The sequence below is a fragment of the Nocardia sp. NPDC060259 genome (genome assembly GCF_042728775.1).
Lineage (GTDB): Bacteria > Actinomycetota > Actinomycetes > Mycobacteriales > Mycobacteriaceae > Nocardia.
The window spans coordinates 1-20,175 of the sequence record NZ_JBHXAY010000117.1; the positions used below are offsets into that span (position 1 = coordinate 1).

Annotated in this window: 18 protein-coding genes; 13 read left to right on the forward strand and 5 right to left on the reverse strand. The window is 65.5% G+C overall.

The genetic code is table 11. The features are described from left to right. Nucleotides 1-127: 127 nt before the first annotated feature. The 3 genes from ACFWF2_RS28960 (at nt 128) to ACFWF2_RS28970 (ending at nt 2,832) form a co-directional block, all read left to right on the forward strand. Nucleotides 128-961, forward strand: a complete 834-nt coding sequence (locus tag ACFWF2_RS28960; RefSeq protein WP_379310630.1) for an SDR family NAD(P)-dependent oxidoreductase — start codon at nt 128-130, stop codon at nt 959-961. 20 nt (nt 962-981) lie between these two features. Next, nucleotides 982-1,701 carry a response regulator transcription factor gene (locus ACFWF2_RS28965; protein ID WP_379310631.1) on the forward strand — a complete coding sequence of 240 codons (720 nt, stop codon included), beginning with the start codon at nt 982-984 and terminating at the stop codon, nt 1,699-1,701. A 126-nt stretch (nt 1,702-1,827) separates the two neighbouring features. Beyond that, a complete protein-coding gene (locus ACFWF2_RS28970) occupies nt 1,828-2,832 on the forward strand; it encodes an alpha/beta hydrolase (protein WP_379310632.1) in 1,005 nt (334 codons plus the stop codon). Nucleotides 2,833-3,073: 241 nt separating this feature from the next. On the opposite strand, the gene ACFWF2_RS28975 is transcribed toward ACFWF2_RS28970, so the two are convergent. After that, nucleotides 3,074-3,712, reverse strand: a complete 639-nt coding sequence (locus tag ACFWF2_RS28975) for a TetR/AcrR family transcriptional regulator (protein ID WP_379310633.1) — start codon at nt 3,710-3,712, stop codon at nt 3,074-3,076. Nucleotides 3,713-3,840: 128 nt separating this feature from the next. Here ACFWF2_RS28975 and ACFWF2_RS28980 point away from each other — a divergent pair, with 128 nt between their 5' ends. From ACFWF2_RS28980 to ACFWF2_RS29000, 5 genes are all read left to right on the forward strand, one after another. Further along, on the forward strand, nt 3,841-4,977 hold the full coding sequence (locus tag ACFWF2_RS28980) for a VOC family protein (protein WP_379310634.1): 1,137 nt from the start codon (nt 3,841-3,843) through the stop codon (nt 4,975-4,977). Next, nucleotides 4,974-5,912 carry a fumarylacetoacetate hydrolase family protein gene (locus ACFWF2_RS28985; RefSeq protein ID WP_379310635.1) on the forward strand — a complete coding sequence of 313 codons (939 nt, stop codon included), beginning with the start codon at nt 4,974-4,976 and terminating at the stop codon, nt 5,910-5,912. Before ACFWF2_RS28980 ends, ACFWF2_RS28985 begins: the two co-directional genes overlap by 4 nt. Before the next feature lie 64 nt (nt 5,913-5,976). Continuing rightward, nucleotides 5,977-7,503 carry a bifunctional 3-(3-hydroxy-phenyl)propionate/3-hydroxycinnamic acid hydroxylase gene (locus ACFWF2_RS28990; RefSeq protein WP_379310636.1) on the forward strand — a complete coding sequence of 509 codons (1,527 nt, stop codon included), beginning with the start codon at nt 5,977-5,979 and terminating at the stop codon, nt 7,501-7,503. Between the two features lie 66 nt (nt 7,504-7,569). Further along, nucleotides 7,570-9,336 (forward strand): AMP-dependent synthetase/ligase, encoded by a 1,767-nt coding sequence (locus ACFWF2_RS28995; RefSeq protein WP_379310637.1) that lies wholly within the window; start codon nt 7,570-7,572, stop codon nt 9,334-9,336. Nucleotides 9,337-9,546: 210 nt separating this feature from the next. Further along, on the forward strand, nt 9,547-10,212 hold the full coding sequence (locus ACFWF2_RS29000) for a TetR/AcrR family transcriptional regulator (RefSeq protein WP_379310638.1): 666 nt from the start codon (nt 9,547-9,549) through the stop codon (nt 10,210-10,212). A 9-nt stretch (nt 10,213-10,221) separates the two neighbouring features. Here the strand turns inward: ACFWF2_RS29000 and ACFWF2_RS29005 are convergent, their stop codons facing one another. The 4 genes from ACFWF2_RS29005 to ACFWF2_RS29020 form a co-directional block, all read right to left on the reverse strand. After that, nucleotides 10,222-11,259, reverse strand: coding sequence for an amidohydrolase family protein (locus ACFWF2_RS29005; RefSeq protein ID WP_379310639.1), 1,038 nt, complete (start codon nt 11,257-11,259; stop codon nt 10,222-10,224). A 167-nt stretch (nt 11,260-11,426) separates the two neighbouring features. Then, nucleotides 11,427-12,176, reverse strand: coding sequence for a hypothetical protein (locus tag ACFWF2_RS29010; protein ID WP_379310640.1), 750 nt, complete (start codon nt 12,174-12,176; stop codon nt 11,427-11,429). A gap of 6 nt (nt 12,177-12,182) precedes the next feature. Continuing rightward, complete coding sequence (locus ACFWF2_RS29015; protein ID WP_379310647.1) at nt 12,183-13,106, reverse strand: hypothetical protein; 924 nt, start codon at nt 13,104-13,106, stop codon at nt 12,183-12,185. Nucleotides 13,107-13,205: 99 nt separating this feature from the next. Beyond that, nucleotides 13,206-14,663: an MFS transporter gene (locus ACFWF2_RS29020; protein ID WP_379310641.1), complete on the reverse strand. Its 1,458-nt coding sequence runs from the start codon at nt 14,661-14,663 to the stop codon at nt 13,206-13,208. A gap of 533 nt (nt 14,664-15,196) precedes the next feature. Here ACFWF2_RS29020 and ACFWF2_RS29025 point away from each other — a divergent pair. From ACFWF2_RS29025 to ACFWF2_RS29045, 5 genes are all read left to right on the forward strand, one after another. Beyond that, on the forward strand, nt 15,197-16,288 hold the full coding sequence (locus ACFWF2_RS29025; RefSeq protein ID WP_379310642.1) for an MCE family protein: 1,092 nt from the start codon (nt 15,197-15,199) through the stop codon (nt 16,286-16,288). 392 nt (nt 16,289-16,680) lie between these two features. Then, nucleotides 16,681-17,013: a divalent-cation tolerance protein CutA gene (cutA, locus tag ACFWF2_RS29030; protein WP_379310643.1), complete on the forward strand. Its 333-nt coding sequence runs from the start codon at nt 16,681-16,683 to the stop codon at nt 17,011-17,013. 93 nt (nt 17,014-17,106) lie between these two features. Beyond that, a complete protein-coding gene (locus ACFWF2_RS29035) occupies nt 17,107-17,631 on the forward strand; it encodes a TetR-like C-terminal domain-containing protein (RefSeq protein WP_379310644.1) in 525 nt (174 codons plus the stop codon). 549 nt (nt 17,632-18,180) lie between these two features. Then, on the forward strand, nt 18,181-19,365 hold the full coding sequence (locus ACFWF2_RS29040; RefSeq protein ID WP_379310645.1) for a serine hydrolase domain-containing protein: 1,185 nt from the start codon (nt 18,181-18,183) through the stop codon (nt 19,363-19,365). Between the two features lie 33 nt (nt 19,366-19,398). Continuing rightward, entirely contained in the window at nt 19,399-20,097 is a 699-nt protein-coding gene (locus ACFWF2_RS29045) for a hypothetical protein (protein ID WP_379310646.1), read from the forward strand. Nucleotides 20,098-20,175: the final 78 nt, after the last annotated feature.

Consider the following 20,175-nt stretch of genomic DNA (forward strand, 5'->3'; position numbering starts at 1 on the left):
GCCGCCGGGCGCGCAGCGGCCCTCTGCGCGCCCGGCAGCTCCCTGAGCCCGGTTTGCCGATTGCCTTCCAGTCACAACAACCACATATGATTAAGTCATCACTATTGATCTTGACCGCGGAGGGGTCGTGCAGACAATTCTCATCACTGGCGCAACGTCAGGCATCGGCCTGGAATGCGCCATCCAACTCGCTCCTGGCACGCACCTCGTGCTGGTCGGCCGAGACGAAGCCCGGCTGCAAGCCGCATCGACAAGAGCCCGTGCGGCGGGCGCCGCCCGAACGGATGTGCTCCAGGCCGATTTCGCGTCGCTCGCCTCCGTGCGATCTCTCGCGACGACAGTACGCAATCGGTACGACGCGATCGACATCCTGATCAATAATGCGGGCGCGGTGTTTGCGTCGCATACCACGACCGGAGACGGATACGAAGCCACCTTCGCCGTCAATCATCTTGCGCCATACCTCTTGACCGAGTCCGTCAAGCCGCTGCTCGTGTCCCCGGAGTCAGCCCGCATCGTGATCACGGCATCCACCGCGCACTACCGCGGCAACATCGACTTCGACGACCTCCACTACCTTCGCGGCTACTCGACCATGAAGGCATACGCGAGGTCCAAGCTCGCCAACGTCCTGTACGCCCGAAGCCTTGCCGCGGAGCTCGAACAGTCCAGGGTCACGGTCAATGCCGTTCACCCGGGGATGGTAGCCACCGGCATATGGAACAACGCCCCGTGGTTCGCCAAGCCGATCGTGGCAGCGGTCAAGCGCGTACGAATGATTCCAGCAGCCGACGGGGCTCACCGACTCACCGCCCTCGCCACGGACCCTGCACTGAAAGAGACCACCGGCGGCTACTTCGAGGACGGTGAGCTGCGCCTGCCGTCCATGGAGGCACAGGACCCGATCCTGGGGCAGCGTCTTCGCGAGGCCAGCGACCAACTTGTCGGTCTGCATTCGTGACGGAACCCCACACAGGCGCGGTGACGCCGGCGACCATTGGCTATCAGGCACCGGACCCGGTCCTCGTCGTCGACGACGAGGTGCACATCCGCGAGTCGCTCGAGCGGGGGCTGACCCTCCTCGGCTTCGAGGTGCGTACAGCAGCCGACGGAGTCGAGGCGATCCATGTTTTCAGAAGCCATCCACCGGCCGCGATAGTCCTCGACCTCCAGATGCCGAATCTCGACGGACTCCAGGTGATTCGTGCGATCCGTGCGCTCGGTAGCGATGTACCGATATGCATCCTCAGCGCGAAGACCGGCCTCGCCGAGCGAGTCGAAGGCCTCGAGGTGGGCGCTGACGACTACCTCGTGAAACCGTTCGTTCTCGAGGAACTCACCGCACGTCTCCACGCGATGCTGCGCCGTACCCGCGGCCAGCAGGTCGTCCACCCACCTACCTTCACAATCGGTCCGCTTCAGATCAGCGACTCGTCTCGACGCGTCACGATCGCGGGCAAGGAAATCGCCCTGACGCGGCGCGAGTACGACCTGCTGCATACTCTCGCCCTGCACCACGGTCAGACAGTAAGCCGCGAGCAGCTCCTCGAACTGGTGTGGGGGTACAGTTTTCCGACGCAGAGCAACGTGGTCGGAGTCTTCATTTCTCACCTTCGACGCAAATTGGAATCAGGTGACCGCGACCGATTGATTCACACCATCCATGGCGTCGGGTACGTGCTGAGAAGCGACCTGGATTAAAATTTGTCTCAGAATCAGGCAGCCAGAATCTTCATATCTGCTCCGTAGGATCCAATTCGAGCTGGGCGCCGCCCAGCCGACCGGTCGCACAACTGGATCCGACTACCCCAGAAAAGAGACGAAGCGTTGATCGCGCTCGCCCGAATGACATTTTGGCTGTCCCTGTTCTCATCGCTCGCAGTACTTCTCGTCTACACGACCGTGCCTCGCGCGAACGCCGCCTTCAACCCGACCGGAGTCGACTTCTGGGTCGACTCCGACATGGGGCCCGTCAAGAGCCGAGTATTCCGCGCGGCAGACGGCAACACACAGCGTGTGGTGTATGCCCTCGATGGCATGTGGGCACGCGAAGACCTCAACGGATGGGAAATCGAAACAGAGGTCGCTCGAACTCTGACGGAAAACAATATCAACGTTGTGATGCCGATCGGCGGACAGTCCAGCTTCTACATGGACTGGGACCGCCCCTCCCGTCAGCCGGAGAGCTCACCATCCGAAATCGCAAATATTTCGGTGGAAACAGCGGAGACCGGCCCCGGAAAATCCTACACCTACACCTGGGAAACACTGCTGACTCGGGTACTGCCTGGCGCATTGCACGAACGACTCGGCCTGTCCCCGGTACGTAACGGCGTAGTGGGACTCTCGATGGGCGGAAGCGCTGCGCTGGCGCTCGCGGCCCACCACCCGAGTCAGTTCAGCTATGCCGCATCACTGTCCGGATATCTCAGCCCTTCGGCGCCGGGCATGCGCGGGGCGATCGCCGCGGCGATGGCCAAGGCCGGTGGCTACAATATCGCGTGCATGATCAGTTCGCCGACGTCCGATAAATGGGAACGAATGGATCCCATGTTCTTCGCGCCCGACTTGATCAAGAACGGGACCAGGGTCTGGGTGTCGGCCGCAACCGGTGTGCCGACAGAGTCGGGTGAGCCGAGTCGGGCGGCGGCAGAGGGATCAGCGCTCGAGACACTCTCCCTGAGCAACTCACGTTCGTTCCAGGCGCGGATGACCGCACTGGGGGCACCTGCTGTGACCTACAACTTCCCTTCCGCCGGCATCCACGCCTGGATGTACTGGGAAGCCCAGGTGGTCAAGATGCTTCCCACCTTGTCCGGGGCTATCGGCTGAACCGATCCGACGAGTCGTTGTTCGCTGTGGGTCTACGCCGTACCCACAGTGAACAACCGCCGGCCGACAGCAAAGCTCAGGGGAAAGAACCACGGCGCCAGCCTGTCTCAGGCCGCAAGCATGGCTGTTCGATCAGCAGCTACATCACCAACCCATGGGGTCGCCCCGTGTCGCGCCCGGCCGTCAGCGACGTCGGCCGGCCACCCCACATCGACCTTCCCAGGGCAAGGCATAGGCCGACTCAGAGCTCAGGCAAGGGGCGCTGACTTATGTCGTGCGCCTCGTTCACACTCAACCCGAGCATCCGAAGCAGGTCTTCGGCTACCTGATCGACGGCCGCGGAGTCGTCGCGAGTCGGCTGTTCGTGCAGCAACTGCCCGAGACACAGCGCAGCGCCCGACACGATAACCAGCGCGAGCTCGACATCGCGCACTAAGAATCGACCTGCTCGCACACCCGTTTCGATATCTCGGCGCGCCCGTGCGGCGACTCCTTTGCCCGAGCCCGCGTAAACAAGTCCCTCCGCGAGCAAAACCTTGCTGGCGGTGGGCTCACGCCGATGGAGTCTGCCGGCCAAGCGGAAGCTCTGGGCAAAGACATGCGCCGGATCGTCGATCCCGGCCGTCAGCTCATCCAGCACGGCGCCTAGCCGGTCGAGGACCTCCCCCACCGCCACCTGCAGGAGTTCCTCCCGGCTCGAGAAGTGGTTGTAGAACGACCCCATGCCGACGTCCGCGGCCTGCGTGATCTCCAAAATGGGCACGTTGAGTCTGCCCTGGGCGATGAAGACCTGCGCAGCTGAGACGAGCGCGGCCCGAGTTCGCGCTTTTCGCCGCTCCAGACGATTGGTGCTCGCACCGTCATCCATCATGCCCTCCACTCGGAATCCATCGATCCCGACCTCGCATCAATGATCGCATACTCATAGTTGACGATATCATCCAATAGCCCTTGACTGACAGATACGTCTTGAGTGATGATATCGTCAGTCAAGCGAAGGAGTCACCGATGCATGGCCATCGCGATGCACACACAGGGATACACAGCGAACACGGCGCCCTACCCGGCGAGCATCCCGGCAGACACCCGAATCCCGTCATCAAGGTCCTCGACCTCGCCTGGCTGGAATTCGAGAAGCCCGACCTGATCCGAGCCGAGGCGTTCGCCCACGCGTTCGGCTTCCGCACCGCGTACCGTGACCAGCACGAACTGCAACTACGCGGCGCCCGCGCAGGAGCTCCGTGCGTCCGGATCCGCCGCGGGGCCGTCTCGCGGTTCACCGGCCCGGTCTTCCACGCCGCCGACCTGACCGATCTCGAGCGGCTGGCAACAGCGCTCGACACCAGGACATTCCCGCTGCAGGAGTCGCTCGGTGGCTGGACGGTCGGCACGACGGACCCCAGCGGCCTCCGGGTGCGCGTGGTGGCCGAAACGCATCGCCTCGATCCCCTACCGACCCCTGCCCCGCTGGACTGGAACCGCGGGGACGAAACGATACGAATCAACAGGCCCCAGCGACCGCCGCGCGAACCCGCACCGATCCAGCGACTCGGACACGTCGTTGTACAGACCACTCGCTATCGGGAAACCCTCGACTGGTACCTCCAGCACCTCGGCCTCATCGTCAGCGATTTCCTCTACTACGACCGGCAACGCGAACGTGGCCCGGTTATGAGCTTCATCCGCTGCGACCAGGGGTCGATCCCGACCGATCACCACACCCTCGCCCTGACCCTCGGGCCGAGCAACCGGTACGTGCATTCCGCCTTCCAGGTGCCCGACCTCGACACCCTCGCCGCAGGCGGCGCCTACCTGCACGACCACGGCTACCACCACTCCTGGGGCATCGGCCGGCACGTCCAGGGCAGTCAGATCTTCGACTACTGGCGAGATCCGGACGGATTCATGGTGGAGCACTTCAGCGACGGCGACCTGTTCGACAACACCGAGGCACCCGGCTGGGCTCCGATGACCGCCTCGGGCCTCGCGCAGTGGGGACCGCCCGCCACCGCCGACTTCCTCGGAGTCGCACCCGGTCGGCACGCCGCGGCAGAACTCGGCGCGATGGTCAGCGCACTCCGTGAAGAAGACAACGAATTCGACCTCCGCCGCCTCGTCGGCCTGATGAAAGTAGCTCGCTCATGACACACACCGTTCTCCGGACAATCGACGGCTGGTGGCTGCACACCGGCGCGGGCGCGGCCCGCATCGAGACCAGCGCCACCACGACCGCCGAGCTGCTCGCCGACCGTGCCACGATCGCCGATGCCGCCCGCAACGCCGACCTGGTCCCGGTACACGAGCTCGCGTTGCTGTCCCCGGTGACGACCCCCTGTCGAGTGGTCGCTCAGATGACGAACTTCGCCTCCCACGTGAAGGATTCCGGCGGCGATCCCGACTCGGTACCACTCACCTTCTTCAGGAAGACATCGGGATCGATCAGCGGGCCCCACGACGACGTCATTCGTCCGAGCCATGTGCGGCTGCTGGACTACGAAGTCGAGATCGGGCTGGTGTTCGGCAAGGAGATGCCCGTCGGTGCCGAGATCGACGCCGACAACCTCGGCGACTACATCGCAGGACTCGTCGTCACCAACGACATCTCCGCACGCGACGTGCAATTGCCGCAAACTCAGTACTACGAGGGAAAGTCGTACCCGACCTTCACCCCGACGGGCCCCGCGCTGGTACTCCTGGAAGACGGCGAGCTGGAACGGTTCGTCGACCTGCGGCTGCGGCTGTGGGTCAACGGCGACAAGCGCCAGGACATGACCGTGGCCGACATGATCTACAAGCCGCTCGACACCGTGCGGGCGCTGTCCCGGTTCCAGCGCATGGACGCCGGAGATCTGCTCCTCACCGGCACCCCGGTGGGGACCGCGATCAGCGCGCCTGCCAAGCCGGTGGAGGTCATCGGCGCGATGCTGCCGCCCAAGATCAAGTGGAAGCTGTTCTTCGACCGCCAGGCCAAAAACTCGAAGTATCTCCAGCACGGTGACGTCATCGAAGCGGCGATCGCCACCGACGACGGCGCCGTCGATCTGGGCAGGCAACGTACGGCTGTGCGGTACGCACGGTGATCGCCTGGTCGGCACTCCCTGGTCGGATATCCGCACCTCGCGGCACCAGCGACAGGCCGACGGCATGAGCACTTCGATCGTGCCCGTCGCCATCGTGGGCGCGGGACCGACCGGTCTCACTGCGGCGACCCTGCTCGCGCAGTACGGAATCGAGTGTGTCGTCCTCGAGCGCTGGCCCGGTGTGTATCCGCAACCGCGGGCAGTACACCTCGACGGTGAGGTACGCCGGATTCTCACCAGGCTGGGCGTGGGCGAGGCTTTCGACGCGACATCGCGACCCGCTCTGGGCCTACGACTTCTGGACAGCGTCGACCATGAGGTCCTCGCACAGTTCGACCGAGATCCGAACGGTGGCTCCAACGGCCACGTCGAGGCCAACCTGTTCGATCAGCCGGTACTGGAAGCACTGTTGCGAGACAACCTCGGCCGGTACCCGTCGGTGACGATGCGGGGCGAGGTCGAGGTCACCGGCGTCATCGACGAGATCGACAGCGTCCGAGTCGAATACACCGATCGATCCACCGGCGAACCGAGCAGCATCCGGGCGCGGTACGTACTCGGGTGCGATGGCGCCAACAGCAGGGTTCGCGACGCGATCGGTACCGAGCTGCGCGAGGGTAGCTTCCGGCAACGATGGCTGGTGGTCGACATCCGCACCGCGGCGGACCTCGGTCAATGGGACGGCATCCAGCAAGTCTGCGATGCCACGCACGCCGCCACCTTCATGCGTATCGGCGACACCCGATACCGTTGGGAATTCCGGCTCGACGACGGCGAGAAGGCGGCGGACTTCCAGGACATCGCGCAGCTCCTGCCGCGACTCCGACCTTGGCTCGACGGCGTACCGCTCGATGCCCTCGAGCTCGTCCGAGTCGCGGAGTACACCTTTCGTGCCGCGCTCGCCGACCGCTGGCGTCTCGGCCGGATCTTCATCCTCGGTGACGCGGCGCATCTCTCGCCCCCGTTCATCGGTCAGGGCATGGGCGCCGGCCTTCGCGATGCCGCCAACCTGTCGTGGAAACTCGCCGCAGTGCTGCAGGGGCGCTTGTCCGACGACATCCTCGACACCTACGAGATCGAGCGTAAGCCGCACGCACAAGCCATGATTCGCCTGGCGCGGACCGTCGGCGTCGTCATGTCCGCGGGCGGCCGGCTCGGTGACCGGGTACGCCGCGGCGTAGGCATCTGCGCTCGATACATGCCGCTGGTGTCTCGCCTCGTCGCCTCCGGTGAGACACCCGCGCTCCACCGCAGCGCCCTGGTCGATGCTCCGCGCCGGTACCGCGGAGCGGTCGGCCGACTGATCCCCAACCCGGGGCTCGCCGATGGCCGCCGTCTCGACGACCTCATCGCGGGCCGGTACGCGGTGGTCACCGACGTGCCGATCGATGCCGCCCTGCGGCGAGAGCTCGAGAGCCGTCATGCCGTTGTCGTGGAGGCGACCTCGTCCGCGATCCTGAGCCGGTGGCTGCGGGGTTACGGCGCGGGAGCCGTTCTCGTCCGGCCGGACGGAACCATTCAGCAGGCGGGCAGCGAGTCGTCTGCGCTGTCTCGCGGGGTCGTGCGGCTCGACCGGCCGGCCCGCGTCTGACGAGATCGAAATCCCTACCCCCCGACAACTGTTCGCAGCAGTCGATTTCAAGTGAAAGAGAGTCCATTGCCTGTCACCCACACCGGGTTCGATTCGGTCGGCGCCCGATTTCTGGCCCAGTGCGACCGTAACCCTCAGGCAGAAGCGTTTCGGTACCCGGATCACGCTGACAACTGGCAGTCGCTGACGTGGTCCGAGACCGCGGTCCGAGCGCGCGAGCTCAGCGCCGCGCTGCTCGGCATGGGCGTCCGCGCCGAGGATCGGGTGGCTGTCGCCAGCTCAACCCGAATCGAGTGGGTGCTCGCCGACCTCGGCATATCGTTGGCCGGGGCGGCCGCGACAACCGTCTATCCCACGACGAACCCGGAAGACGTCGCCTTCATCCTCACCGACTGCGGCGCCGCGGTCGCGTTCGTCGAGAACGTCGAACAGCTGCGGAAGCTGCGGACAGAATCCGGCTTCGTCGGGGCGATCCGGCAGGTCGTCCTCTTCGACGGTGACAGCTCCGAACCCGGGGTGCTGTCGTGGACAGCGGCGATCGAGGCCGGGCGGCAGTACTTGACAGCCAACCCGGCCTCGATCGACGAGGCACTGGCACAGCTCGCCCCCGACCACCTGGCGACCATCATCTACACCTCGGGCACGACCGGGCGCCCGAAGGGTGTCGAGCTGACCCACGGGAACTGGCTGTATCTGGGAGCAGCGGTCGCCACCGAGGAGGTGGTACGGCCGGACCACGTGCAGTTCCTGTGGCTGCCGCTGTCCCACGTCTTCGGAAAGCTGCTCCTGGCGGCGCAGTACGAGATCGGATTCATCACCGCCATCGACGGCCGGCTGGACAGGATCATCGACAATCTTCCGGTCATCCAGCCCACGTTCATGGCAGCCGCACCTCGCATCTTCGAGAAGATCTACAGCCGGGTCGCCACCACCGCCACGGCTTCCGGCGGGCTCAGCGCGGCGGCCTACCGGTGGGCCTTCTCGCTCGGCATCGCCGCGGTGCGAGGCCGGCAGTCCGGAAAGCGGATCCCACCCTGGCACTCGGCCGCGCTCGCGATCGCCGACCGGCTCGTGTTCTCCCGCATCCGCTCGCGGTTCGGCGGCAACCTCGAATACCTCGTGTCGGGCAGTGCGGCATTGGCGCCCCAGATCGCGGAGTGGTTCGAGGCCGCAGGACTACCGATCCTCGAAGGCTACGGGCTGACCGAAACCACGGGAGCATCGTTCGTCAACCGGCCGGGCACCGCACAGATCGGCACCGTCGGAACAGCCTTCCCCGGCATGGAAGTCGACATCGCCGAGGACGGCGAGATTCTCCTGCGCGGTCCGGGCGTGATGCGCGGCTACCACAACCTCCCCATCCAAACAGCCGCTGTGATCTCACCCTCCGGCTGGTTCTCGACAGGCGACATCGGTCAGGTCGACGAGTCCGGCTTCCTCACCATCACCGATCGAAAGAAGGACCTCGCCAAGACCAGCGGGGGCAAGTACATCGCGCCGACAGCCATCGAGTCGGCCGTGAAGTCCGCGTGCCCGATCGTCTCGCAAGCTGTCGTCATCGCCGACGGGAGACACTTCGCCAGCATTCTGCTCACCCTGGATACCGCGGTGACCGCATCGATGCAGCAGGAAGCGATTCGCGACACCGTCCGGACCGCGATCGATGCGGTGAACGCGTCGCTGAATCGCTGGGAAACGATCAAGGAGTACCGGATCATTCCCCGCGAGCTCAGCGTGGAAGCCGGCGAGCTCACGCCGAGCTTGAAGGTCAAACGTGCCGCGGTCGTCGCCAATCACGCCGCGCTCATCGACGAAATCTACGGCCGAAGTTAGATTCCAAGCGCGAGTCCGGATGAGGGGCATCACGTTCGACGCATATGTCGCTCGCCTATGCCCCTCATCCGCCCTGCCCGCGACGATCGATCGGTACGTCGACGCCCTCACTCGACGTACATGAGATACCACCGTCACACATCTGCGCACGAATCGGTACTGAATGTACGATCAGTTATGATTCTTGCGGCAACTCGAGGTGGAGGGCAGATGACAGCCGAACAGATCGCACCCACGCGTACCGATCGCCGCAGGGAACGCACGCGCAACGCATTGCTCGGTGCGGCGCGGAAGTTCCTGTCCGAAGGCCAGTCGGCGGTGAGCATCAAGGAGATCACCGACGCCGCGGACGTCGGTTTCGGATCCTTCTACAACCATTTCGATTCCAAGGAACAGCTCTTCGACGAGGCCGTGCAGTCCGCGCTGAAGGTCTACAACGAGATGCGGGACCACATCGTGGCCCGCTACGACGACCCCGCGGAGATCTTCGCGGTCAGCTTCCGGCTGACCGGTCGGCTGCAACGCCAGCTCCCAGAGATGGTGCGCGTCGTCCTCCACTCCGGCATGGGAGTGATGCTGCGCGATCAAGGGCTCGCACCCAGCGCGCGCCAGGACATCATCGCCGCCCAGGAGGCCGGGCGCTTCGAACCGATGGATCCCGATCTGGCCATCATGGCGGCGGGCGGAACACTGCTCGGACTGCTCCAGCTGCTCGACGCCAAACCCGACGCGGACGCGGCCGCACTCGCCGACGAGATGACCTATCGAGCCCTGCGCATGTTCGGCATGAACAAGCGGTCCGCGCAACGCCTCAGCTCCGCCCCGCTGCCCGAGCTGCCCACCAACCCCGACCTGCCCCTGCAGACCGGGGCGTAGGCCGCTGAGTCAGGCCCGCCGAGAGGCCGCCCGCGCGATCGCCCCGAAGGCGCGCCTGCGCAGCTCGCGGCGCGTCCGTGTCAACAGCGGAGCCGTCGGCACGGCGGCCGGTGCTCCGCCGAAGCGGGGAAGCAGCGCGGCGGCGTTGCCGTGGCGGATCGCGTCTCGAGCGTCTCGGCTGACACCGTCGAACTCCCCCAGTCCGGCATCGAACCAGGCCACTGCGGCCTGTGGCGCGAAGGGCCAGTCACTGCCGTAGAGCACGTGACCGGGATCGGCGAAGGCCAGCAAGCTCGGCAGCGCCGCCGCGCTCGAGGACAATGCGGTGTCGAAGTAGAAGCCGGCGAACTCCTCGAGCACCTCGACGGGACTGCGCCCGGTCTCGCTGAAGATCGCCAGCGCCATCCGGTGCGCGGCGTATGGTACGAACCCGCCGCCGTGGCTGAGGATGAACCGGATATTGGGATATCGTCGGCGAATCTCATTGCGGACGAGCAGGTACGCGGCGCGACTCGTGTCGAGCAGGAAGTCGGTGGCGAAGGGCGGCACTCCGTCCACGGTCGGTCCCGGCACATCCGCCGGATGCACGAACACCACCGCCGAACGCTCGTCGAGCACCCGGAACAGCGCGTCCTGGTTCGGCTGCCCGACGTACACGCCGCGCGCGTTGCTCAGCAGCACCACACCGTCGGCGTTGAGGGTGTCCAGTGCCCGCGTCGCCTCCGCGGCAGCCGCATCCACGTCCGGCCACGGAACCGTCGCGAAGAAGCCGAAGCGGTCGGGCTCCTGGTCTGCGACAGCCGCGGAGAAGTCGTTCACGGCACGGGCGAGGGTCGCGGCGTCGTCCGGGTCGGCCAGAAAGCTGGTTCCCGGGGTCGACACCGACAGCACCGCCGCCCCGATCCCGGATTCGTTCATCATCTCCCGGGCAGAGTCCACCGACCAGGCCGGTACCTCGCGTCCACCCGCGGCGCTGATCCCCTGACTGATCAGCGCCTCCCGATACACGGGCGGTATCAGGTGCTGATGTACGTCGATCCGATCCATGGACAGCAGCTTCCTCTCATCTCCGTTGCGTTCGTCACGTGACGAAGGCAAGGGCATTCTTTGATAAGTTCATCATATATGAGTGATGTGTCATCCGCATCCTCCTGTTCCGAACTTCCAGGACCGGGCAGGCAACGCCCTGTCGGTGACGGCATCGAGTGCAGGAGCTACTGCATGGCGGCCCGCACCTTCTCCACGGCCGAGTTGAAGACGGCCACGAACGCGCTCTCGCCGCCCCCTGCCAGATTCTCGGCGCGAACGACGATGGTCATGCCGCCGATGACTGCGCACCCGGTGTAGGAGCTCGTGGCCATGGCCTGCTGCCCGACCACATCGGAACGGACCGCGGTGTGGAATGCGGTGGCACCCAGCGTATTCAGATCGCCGGGCGTGGACAGGGTCGAGATGTCCACGCTCGTGCTGCTCACTTCTTTGCCCAATACCGATGCGGACACAGTCATCTGTCCGCATCGGGCAAGGATGTCCGAGATCGAGGCCAGGTCTACGGCCGTGTCGGAGATGACTTCCGTGAAGACGATGCCATCGACGGTCTGCGCGCCCGCGAATGACGCATTGCCGGTGAGCTGCTGCAGCTGATTCGCGAGGTCCTTCTGCGCCGGTCCGCATTCTGCCGGCATCACGGTCAACGGTCCGGCGGTGGTGCTCCAGTCAGCGACCCCCGCCGCGGTGGCGAATCCGTCGGCGATCCGGTCTTCCGATACCTCGACCGGGGAAGATCCAGCGGGCAGTTCACTCGACGTCAGCAGCAGCTGATCCCGAGCTTCGTCCGAGCTTGCTTGCGTGCCCGAGGTGAGCCCGGCGGTACCGGCGGCGCAGCCCCCGACCAGCAACGCGGCGCAGACCACCGCGCCGGCCCACCAGCGCCCAATCCGTCGTCGTGCAATCACGTTGTCCACTCCTTGTCACCGGTTGGGGTCGAATGCTTCGGTTCCGAACACGAGGCGCAGCCCGGAGATCCCGGAATGCGCTCGTGCGTAGGCGAGTTCACGACTGAGGTCGCCGATGTTGTTGACGATGGGGAGCCCGATCCCCATCGTCGAGAGCGTGCCGACGGCCCGTCCTTCGCTGTCGAGGAAGGCGGCCCCGCTGTCGCCCGGAATACCGGGGGTCGGCGATTTCAGCGCGTGGGACCAACCGCCGAGAGAGCTGTCATCGGCGAAGCTCTCGCCTCGCTGGGGCGACAGCGCCGCGAGACCGGCGCGCAAGCTCGAGTTCCCATAGCTGTAGACGCGGTCCCCCGCGGGCGTGCCGGTGGTGTTCAGCCCGGTCGGGCCACCCCAGTAGGGCAGGCTCGGGTTGACCTGATCGACGAGTGCGGGGTCGATCTCGATCAGCGCGAAGTCGTTGTACGCACACGCGTTTCGATCTGCCTCACCGAGTTGCTGCATGGTCAGCCAACTGCTGTAGGCCAGCCGGCCGGTACCGATGTTGGTGCCGGCGCCGCGGAGTGAGCCATGGCGAGTGAACTGGACAGCGGTGTCGAGCGGCTGACTCGTGGCCTGACATCCGTCGGTTTCGGTGGACTCACCCAGGGAGGCGCAATGCGCGGCCTGGCCGAGATAGACCCCACCGGTGTCGTCGACGAAGACATAGTTCGTCGTGCATTGCCCAGCTCCCTGCGTGTTCGCCTGGATGCCGGGCGTCAAGACCGCGGAGGCGGCAGCCGCCCATCGATGTCCGGCGTCGCCGGGTACGACCGCCTCCACCGGAACGGCCCTTGGCGTGGCGTGCGGGGTTCCAGCCGTTGAGTTTCCGTCGCTCTGATGCGTCCCGCCGGGGATGCCACACCCGGCGGCCAACAGCGCGGCGGAGAGCACGACCCCCATCGCGGGCACGGTGACGAGGCGGCGCAGATTCGACATCCCCAACCGCTCCTTTCTGATTCGATTCACGCGATCCGGCGCGTACACAGACGTTCGCCGCATCTATTCCGGAGTGGGCTGCTGGTGCGGTGCGAACAGCAGCGCACCGACACCCGCGACAGCGACGATGACGCCCACCGCGATCAACGACGCCGTGAGCCCGTTGATGAAGGCCGACCGCACCGCTTCGGCCAGCGCCGGGCCTTGCGGACCGATCAGACCCGCGACATGGATGCCGGCCGCTGGGGAAGACTCCACCGCATGGACGGCTTCCGGCGGCAACTGGTCGACCGATGGCAGTGCCGACTTGTAGTGACTCGCGAAGACCGACCCCATCAGCGCGATACCGACCGCGGAGCCGACTTCGCGGGTCGCGTCGTTCATCGCCGAGGCCACGCCTTGTTGCTCGATCCGCAATGATCCGACGATGACCGCGGTGCCGACGGTGCTCGTCAGACCGACGCCCAGCCCTGAGACGATCAGGCCGCCGAAGAACGGGAGGTAGCCGGAGTCGACCTCCAGGAACGACAACGCGAGCATGCCGGCGGCGAGCAGCAACAGCCCGACACCCATCACCGCCTTGATCCCGACAATTCGGGTCAGTCGCGGAGTGAGGACGCTGGTCGGCAAGACCACCACGGCGATCGGGACCAGCGCCAGGGCGCTCTTCAGCGGGCTGTAGCCCAGGATCAGCTGCAGGTACTGCAGTCCGACGAAGAAGAACCCGAAGACGGCCATGAATTGCACAAGGATCGTGATCGCGCCGGCCCGGAATCCCGGGATTCCGAACAGCCGTGGGTCCAGCAATGGGTGGTTGTTGCGGAGCCCCAGCACCGCGTACAACGTCAACGCGACCGCCGAAACCGCGAGGCTCACAACGACGGGCCAGCTCGTCCAGCCCGCCTCGCTGCCCTCGATGATTCCGTACACGAGTGCGCCGATCGCTACAGCACTGGTCCACGCCCCCGGATGGTCGAGCGGGTGCCGTTCCTCATCCTTGGTGTTGGGGGCCAGGATCAGCGCCGCCAGTCCGCCGAGAACGGCGACCAGGGCACTGGTGACGAAAATCGAGCGCCAACTCCACTGTTCGAGAAGGAGTCCCGCACCGAGCAGGCCGATGATCGCGCCAGCTGCCGCGAATCCCGACCAGATCGCGACACCGCGGTCCCGGCGGTTGGCGGGAAAGGCCGCTGTGATGGTCGACAGCGTTCCAGGCATGATCATGGCGGCGCCGACGCCCATCACGGCACGCCATCCGATGAGCAATTCGGTGGTGTCGACCGAGGCAGCGGCAAGGGACGCGATCGCGAATACGATCGTGCCCGCGATCAGGATATTCCGGCGACCGAATCGGTCGCCGAGTGCGCCGATCGGTAGCACGAGCGCGGCTAGGGCAACGGTGTACGCGTCTGCGATCCAGGTCAGCGATGTCGTGGACGCCGAGAGGTCGATGGCCAGGTCCGGCATCGCCAGGTTGAGCGCCGACACCGAAGCGACAACCAGCACCAGACAGGTACACATCGCGAAGAGGACTCCCCCGGTACCGGCCCGTCCAGCAACCGTGCTACCGGACGCCGGCAAAGCCCGCGACGCGACTGGTTCGTAACCCATCTTTCCTCCTGACAGACGTATCGAGCTCGAGCAGCGTGTGTGGCCGGCACTGGACCACCGGCCCGAAGAGCAGGCCTTCCGTTCACCGATCCGTATAAGGCACGCAGCACGCGGCTATGATGACTATTTCATCAATAATGATGTGAACATCCAACGAGGGCAATGATAGATCGCTCATGAGTGACGGACATCATCCATACCGTTCCGGTTGTGAGCTCGCAGACCCGACCACCCCCCATGCCGAGCAAGTCACGCAGCCTCACGGCCGATTCGAGCACCGAGCAGATGGCCGGGAGAGCGCGACCGAGTGCGGGCATCGATCGGACGCGGTGCCGCCCACAAGCCGAGTCATCGGTCAAATTTGATGATTTCATCACCTACTCTGCTGTTTGCTTCTATCATCTGTGACCATCTCATCACTTCTTTCGGTTCGAAGGGATCTAATGCTGGCCAGAAACAGGACCAGGGCCCGATGGCGATATGTGTTGGCGGGTGGGGCGGCCGCCCTTGCACTCAGCGGCTGCGCATCCCTGCCCGCGTTGACACCCGCAACCGAGATCACGGCCGACTTCGAGAACATCGCCGGCATGTACGAGGGCAACGACGTCATGGTCCTCGGACTGGCCGTCGGCAAGGTCGACAAGATCATTCCCAAGGGCACCTACGTCGAGGTCCACATGACCATCGACGGCGGAGTGAAGATCCCCAAGGAAGCGATCGCCGCGATCATCTCGCCCTCGATCGTGACCGACCGCCACATCGAGATCACCCCGCCCTACACCGGCGGTGAGTCGATGAAGTCCGGTGAGCACCTGCCCAAAGCGCGCACCCGCACCCCGGTCGAGCTGGACGCGATGATCAGGACCATCGACCAGTTCTCCGCCTCACTCGAGCCCGAACCCGGCCAGGAAGGACTCGGCCCGCTCTCGGGCCGGGTGCTCTACCCGGTACTCAACGGCAACGGCCAGAAGATCCGCGAAACCCTCGACGCCCTGTCCTCGGCGTTGAAGGTCGGTGTCGACAACAAGGACGCCATCTCCACCATCATCATCAAGCTCAACGAGCTGACGACGATGCTGGCCGACAACGACCAGTCCGTGCGCGATTTCAGCAACCGGATGACCGCCATGTCGGGGCTACTGGCCGAACAGGCCCCCGGCCTGCAAGCCACCCTCGATCAGCTCAACGCGTTCCTGGCCAACACCAGCACCACATTCGCCGGGCACCAGGACGAACTCGCCGCCTCACTCACCGGCCTGACCAACGTCACCAACCAGCTACGCGCCAATTCCGGCGCGATGATCGAACTCGTCGATATCGTGCCGTTGCTGATGCAGAACATCGACGGAACCATGAACAAGGAGGGACGCTACTTCCGCACTCACGCACTGATCGGTCCAGCGTTGTCGGGTGAGATCATCAGTGTCTTCTGCGAGCGGATCCAGATGCGCGCGGACGGCTGCCGCACGGGGAACATGCAAGACTTCGGTCCCGACTACGGCCTCACAGCCGCTCTGCTAGGTCTGACAAAGTAGCTCGAAATCGCCCTCGCCCCAAGCACGCTCGGCAGTTCAACCTGGATGCTCGCCATCGGGGGCTCCAGCGCGACCACGTCGTCGTCGACGATCCAGAATCCCGCAGAGCCGACATCGCCGCGTTCGTGCATCAAAGGCACGACGCCCAGCGAGATCTGCGGTAGTGCCATCACTTCCACCAGCCGCACGAGCTGGCCGGCCTGCACCTGATGTCAGCTGGGCAGGCCGACCTCGTCGGGGGTCTTGTCGGTACGTATACCGCGGAGGCTGGGGTGTCGGAGCAGACCGTCGGCGCTGATCTCGCGGTCTAGATGACCCGCCGCCGGCCGCGGCGGTGCGGGCGTGTGGTGACATCGCCGCCACCGCGACCGCCCGGCGCTAGCCTCGACATCATGACTTCCGAATCTCGCGTGTGGGCCGTGACCACGACGTTGCCTACCAAACACGACGCGCACACGATCGCAGCGAGTGTCGTCGGTGATCGTCTCGCCGCTGGTGCCGAGATCGTCAAGCAGGACAGCGTTTTCTGGCACCTCGGGAAAGTCGGCACCGGCCCGGAGTGGAGGTTGACGTTCCGCGTCGCCGCAGCCGGTCGGGACCGTCTCGCCGAACGCGTCGCGGAGTTGCATCCGTGGAGCGGGCCCGAGATCAGCGCGACACCGGTGCCGTGGACGATCGAGAAGTACGCCGAGTGGGTTGAAAACCCTACAGTTTCGCAGGAATAGGAGCCCGCGCTGTTGTTGCGCGGGTGAGGAGTTCGGGCCCGGCGGTGACGCCCATGCCGACGCACCGCTGCGCGACCTCTCGGATTCGATTCAATGGCCGCGGAGAACGGTCCCGACGCGGTGAGTATCGGCGAGGTCGCAAGGCTCGCCGGGGTGCACGAGTCCTCGATCTATCGACGCTGCGGGACCCAGGAACACGTCATCCTCGACGCGCTGCTCAGCTTCAGCTCCCAGCACTTGCCGATACCCGACTCGGGTTCGGTGCGTAAGGATTTGATCGAATTCGCCCGCTCGATTGCGACATACCAAGCAGGCCCCCAGGGGATCGCGTTGGCGCGGGCAATGGCTGTCGCTGATGACGATTCGGTGCTGGCAAGCAGTCGGATCGAGTTCTGGCAGTCACGATTCGAGCTCGCACGGGTAATGATCGACCGTGCCGTAGCTCGGGGCGAAGTTCCCGAAACCGTCGACGCAGCAATGGCTCTGGAGGCGTTGATCGCGCCAGCGCACTTTCGTGCACTGCTGACCCACCAGCCGATTGACGAACCCTTCCTCGAGCGTGTGGTCGATCAACTGCTCCAAGGGATCGGCCGATACGAGCCCCGGTCTCGGGCATGAGCTGTCCGGGCGCCTGCGAGTTCCGGATCAGTCAGAAGTCCTCCGAATTGCCGGGAACCTACACCTAGGAAACGCCGCCTCTTCTCAGCTCAGAGCGAAGTCCGCCTCGACTACCAGTCGGCCAGAGCAGATTCGCAGGTCGCCCGCGTTCCCTTCTTCGATGTGCCCCGCCGAGGGTGGCTGACAATGATGCACCCGAGAGTCTTCCACGCCGTGGGAGCCGCCGACAGGAGCCTCCGAGGGGGGTTCGAGATCGTGGTCGCCGAAGGCGCTGATGGCGAGACGCTCGCGCGATGCCAAGCCGAGGTGCTGTGGGAGTCCGGGGTGGTCGGAGACGGCCGCGGGCTCCGGTAGTCCCGGGACAGGGCGACGGTGCGCCCGGGCAGTCGGTAGACGACGTGGGAGCCGGACCTATCACTGCACACCTGCGGGATTCGAGCCGGTTTCACCGTGGGCCGAGCGTGAAACCGCGGCGGAACCACGGTGAATCCGAGGGCGCGCACTCTTCTTCTCGACAGCGACCGAGTGGTCGCGAACAAGGAGAAGATCATGAGCACCAAAGCAATTCGCGCCCGCATCGCCGCACTCGTCGTCGCCACCACCGCCATCGGCACCGCCGCCTGCGGCACCACCGCCGCCACGCCGGCCAACGCCACCCCCGAAGCCAGTCAAGCCGTCCAGCAGGCTCTCGAGCGTGCGGTCGCCACCGGTCTGCCGGGAGCCGCGGCCGAACTGCGTGATGGCGATCGTTCCTGGTGGGGCCGAGCAGGTGCCGGCGATATCACCGACGGCCGCCAGCAGCGGGCCGAGGACCGTATTCGGGTCGGCAGCATCTCCAAGGCGTTCACCGCTTTCATGACACTGCGTCTTGTCGCCGAGGGCGAACTGAGCCTCGACGACACCGTGGAGAAGTGGTTGCCCGGCCTGGTGCAGGGCAATGGCAATGACGGCGGCGCGATCACACTGCGGCATCTGCTGAACCACACCAGCGGTCTGCGGAACTTCCTGGAGGATCAGACGATATTCGACAACTTCGTCGGCCAGAACTACCTGGAACACCGTTTCGACAACCTGGGACCGGTCGAAATCGTCGAGATCGCAGTGAAGTTCCCGCCCTACTTCGCCCCCGGCGGCGGCTTCCGCTACTCGAACGTCAACCACGATCTGCTCGGCCTGATCATCGAGAAGGTGACCGGGCGAACCTTCGCCGCGGAACTCGAACGACTGGTCGTCGTGCCGCTCCAGCTGTCCGGCACCTACCTGCCGCCGGACGGGGAATTCACGATTCGCGGTCCGCACTCGCGCATGTACTCCAACCTCGCCAGCCTCGACCCCGCCGCCCCGGTCCACGATGTCACCGACATCAATGCCTCCTGGGGCTACGCGGCTGGTGGAATCATCTCCACCACAGCCGATCTCAGCCGATTCCTGGAGGCGATCCTGCGCGGTGAACTATTGCCGGCGGAACTGCACCGGGAAATGTGGACGACTGTGAGCACCGAAGGTGCGGGCTGGATTCCGCAGACCCGCTATGGCGCAGGCATCTTCGAGCAGACGCTGCCCTGCGGCACCACGGCGTACGGCATGGCGGGCGCGATCAACGGCGCCTTTACCTACAGCATGGGCACCCGCGACGGCGAGCGGACCATCGTGGCGACCGTGAACGCCGACCACGGCACCGCGCTGGGTGCGCTGACCGATATCACCTCCGCCGCACTGTGCCCGGCCAAGTAGCCAACTCTCCCGCGATCAGAGGACTTCCACGCCATGACCATTCGCGCCTACACGCTTGCCGCCGCCGCGCTCATCGCCGCGCTCGGGCTGTCCGCGGGCACCGCGTCCGCAGACTCTGCCGAGAGCGTCGGGTTCACCGCGACCAGTGACACCACCACGGCCACCATCACCATCGATAGCGGTTCCATGTCCGTCGAGGACGGGGTATTCAGAATCGAGTCCGCTGGCGGAAAGCTGCTCGCCGGAACCGAATTACGCTTCCGCGTCGACGATTTCGTCTTCCCGATCCACGCCGACATCAGTGCGAATACGGCCACCCTGACCCCGCGGCTCGATCCTGTTCTCGCCAGCTACCAGCCGGTGGCGCTGCCCTTCGAAGACCAGTCGGGCTGGCGCACCCCGTATGAGCGGGAGCAGGCGGCGTGGGCGCGCATGGCCAGCACCATCGGCCTCGGTATCAGTATCGGCGCGCTGGTCGGCGGCATCGGCGGCGCGGCAGTGGGTTGTGTACTGGGCGGACTCGCCGGCGCTACGGTCGCGGCCGCCACCATCGTCGGACTGTTCGGGCCGTTCCTTCCCGCTGCGGCCCTCGGGTGTCTCGGCGGTGCGATGGCGGCCGGCGCGCTCGGCACCATCGCAGGACAGCTGCTGGTGTCGGCCCCGGTGGCGCTCGCTGCGGTGACGCAGTATTTCGCGACCATCAACTCGCCGATGCCCGCATCCGCAAAGTAGCCGGAGTTCGAGCTCACCTTAGTGGCGCGCCCCTCGGGGGGGGCGCCACAAAGGGGTGAGGGTGAGGATCGAGCTGTC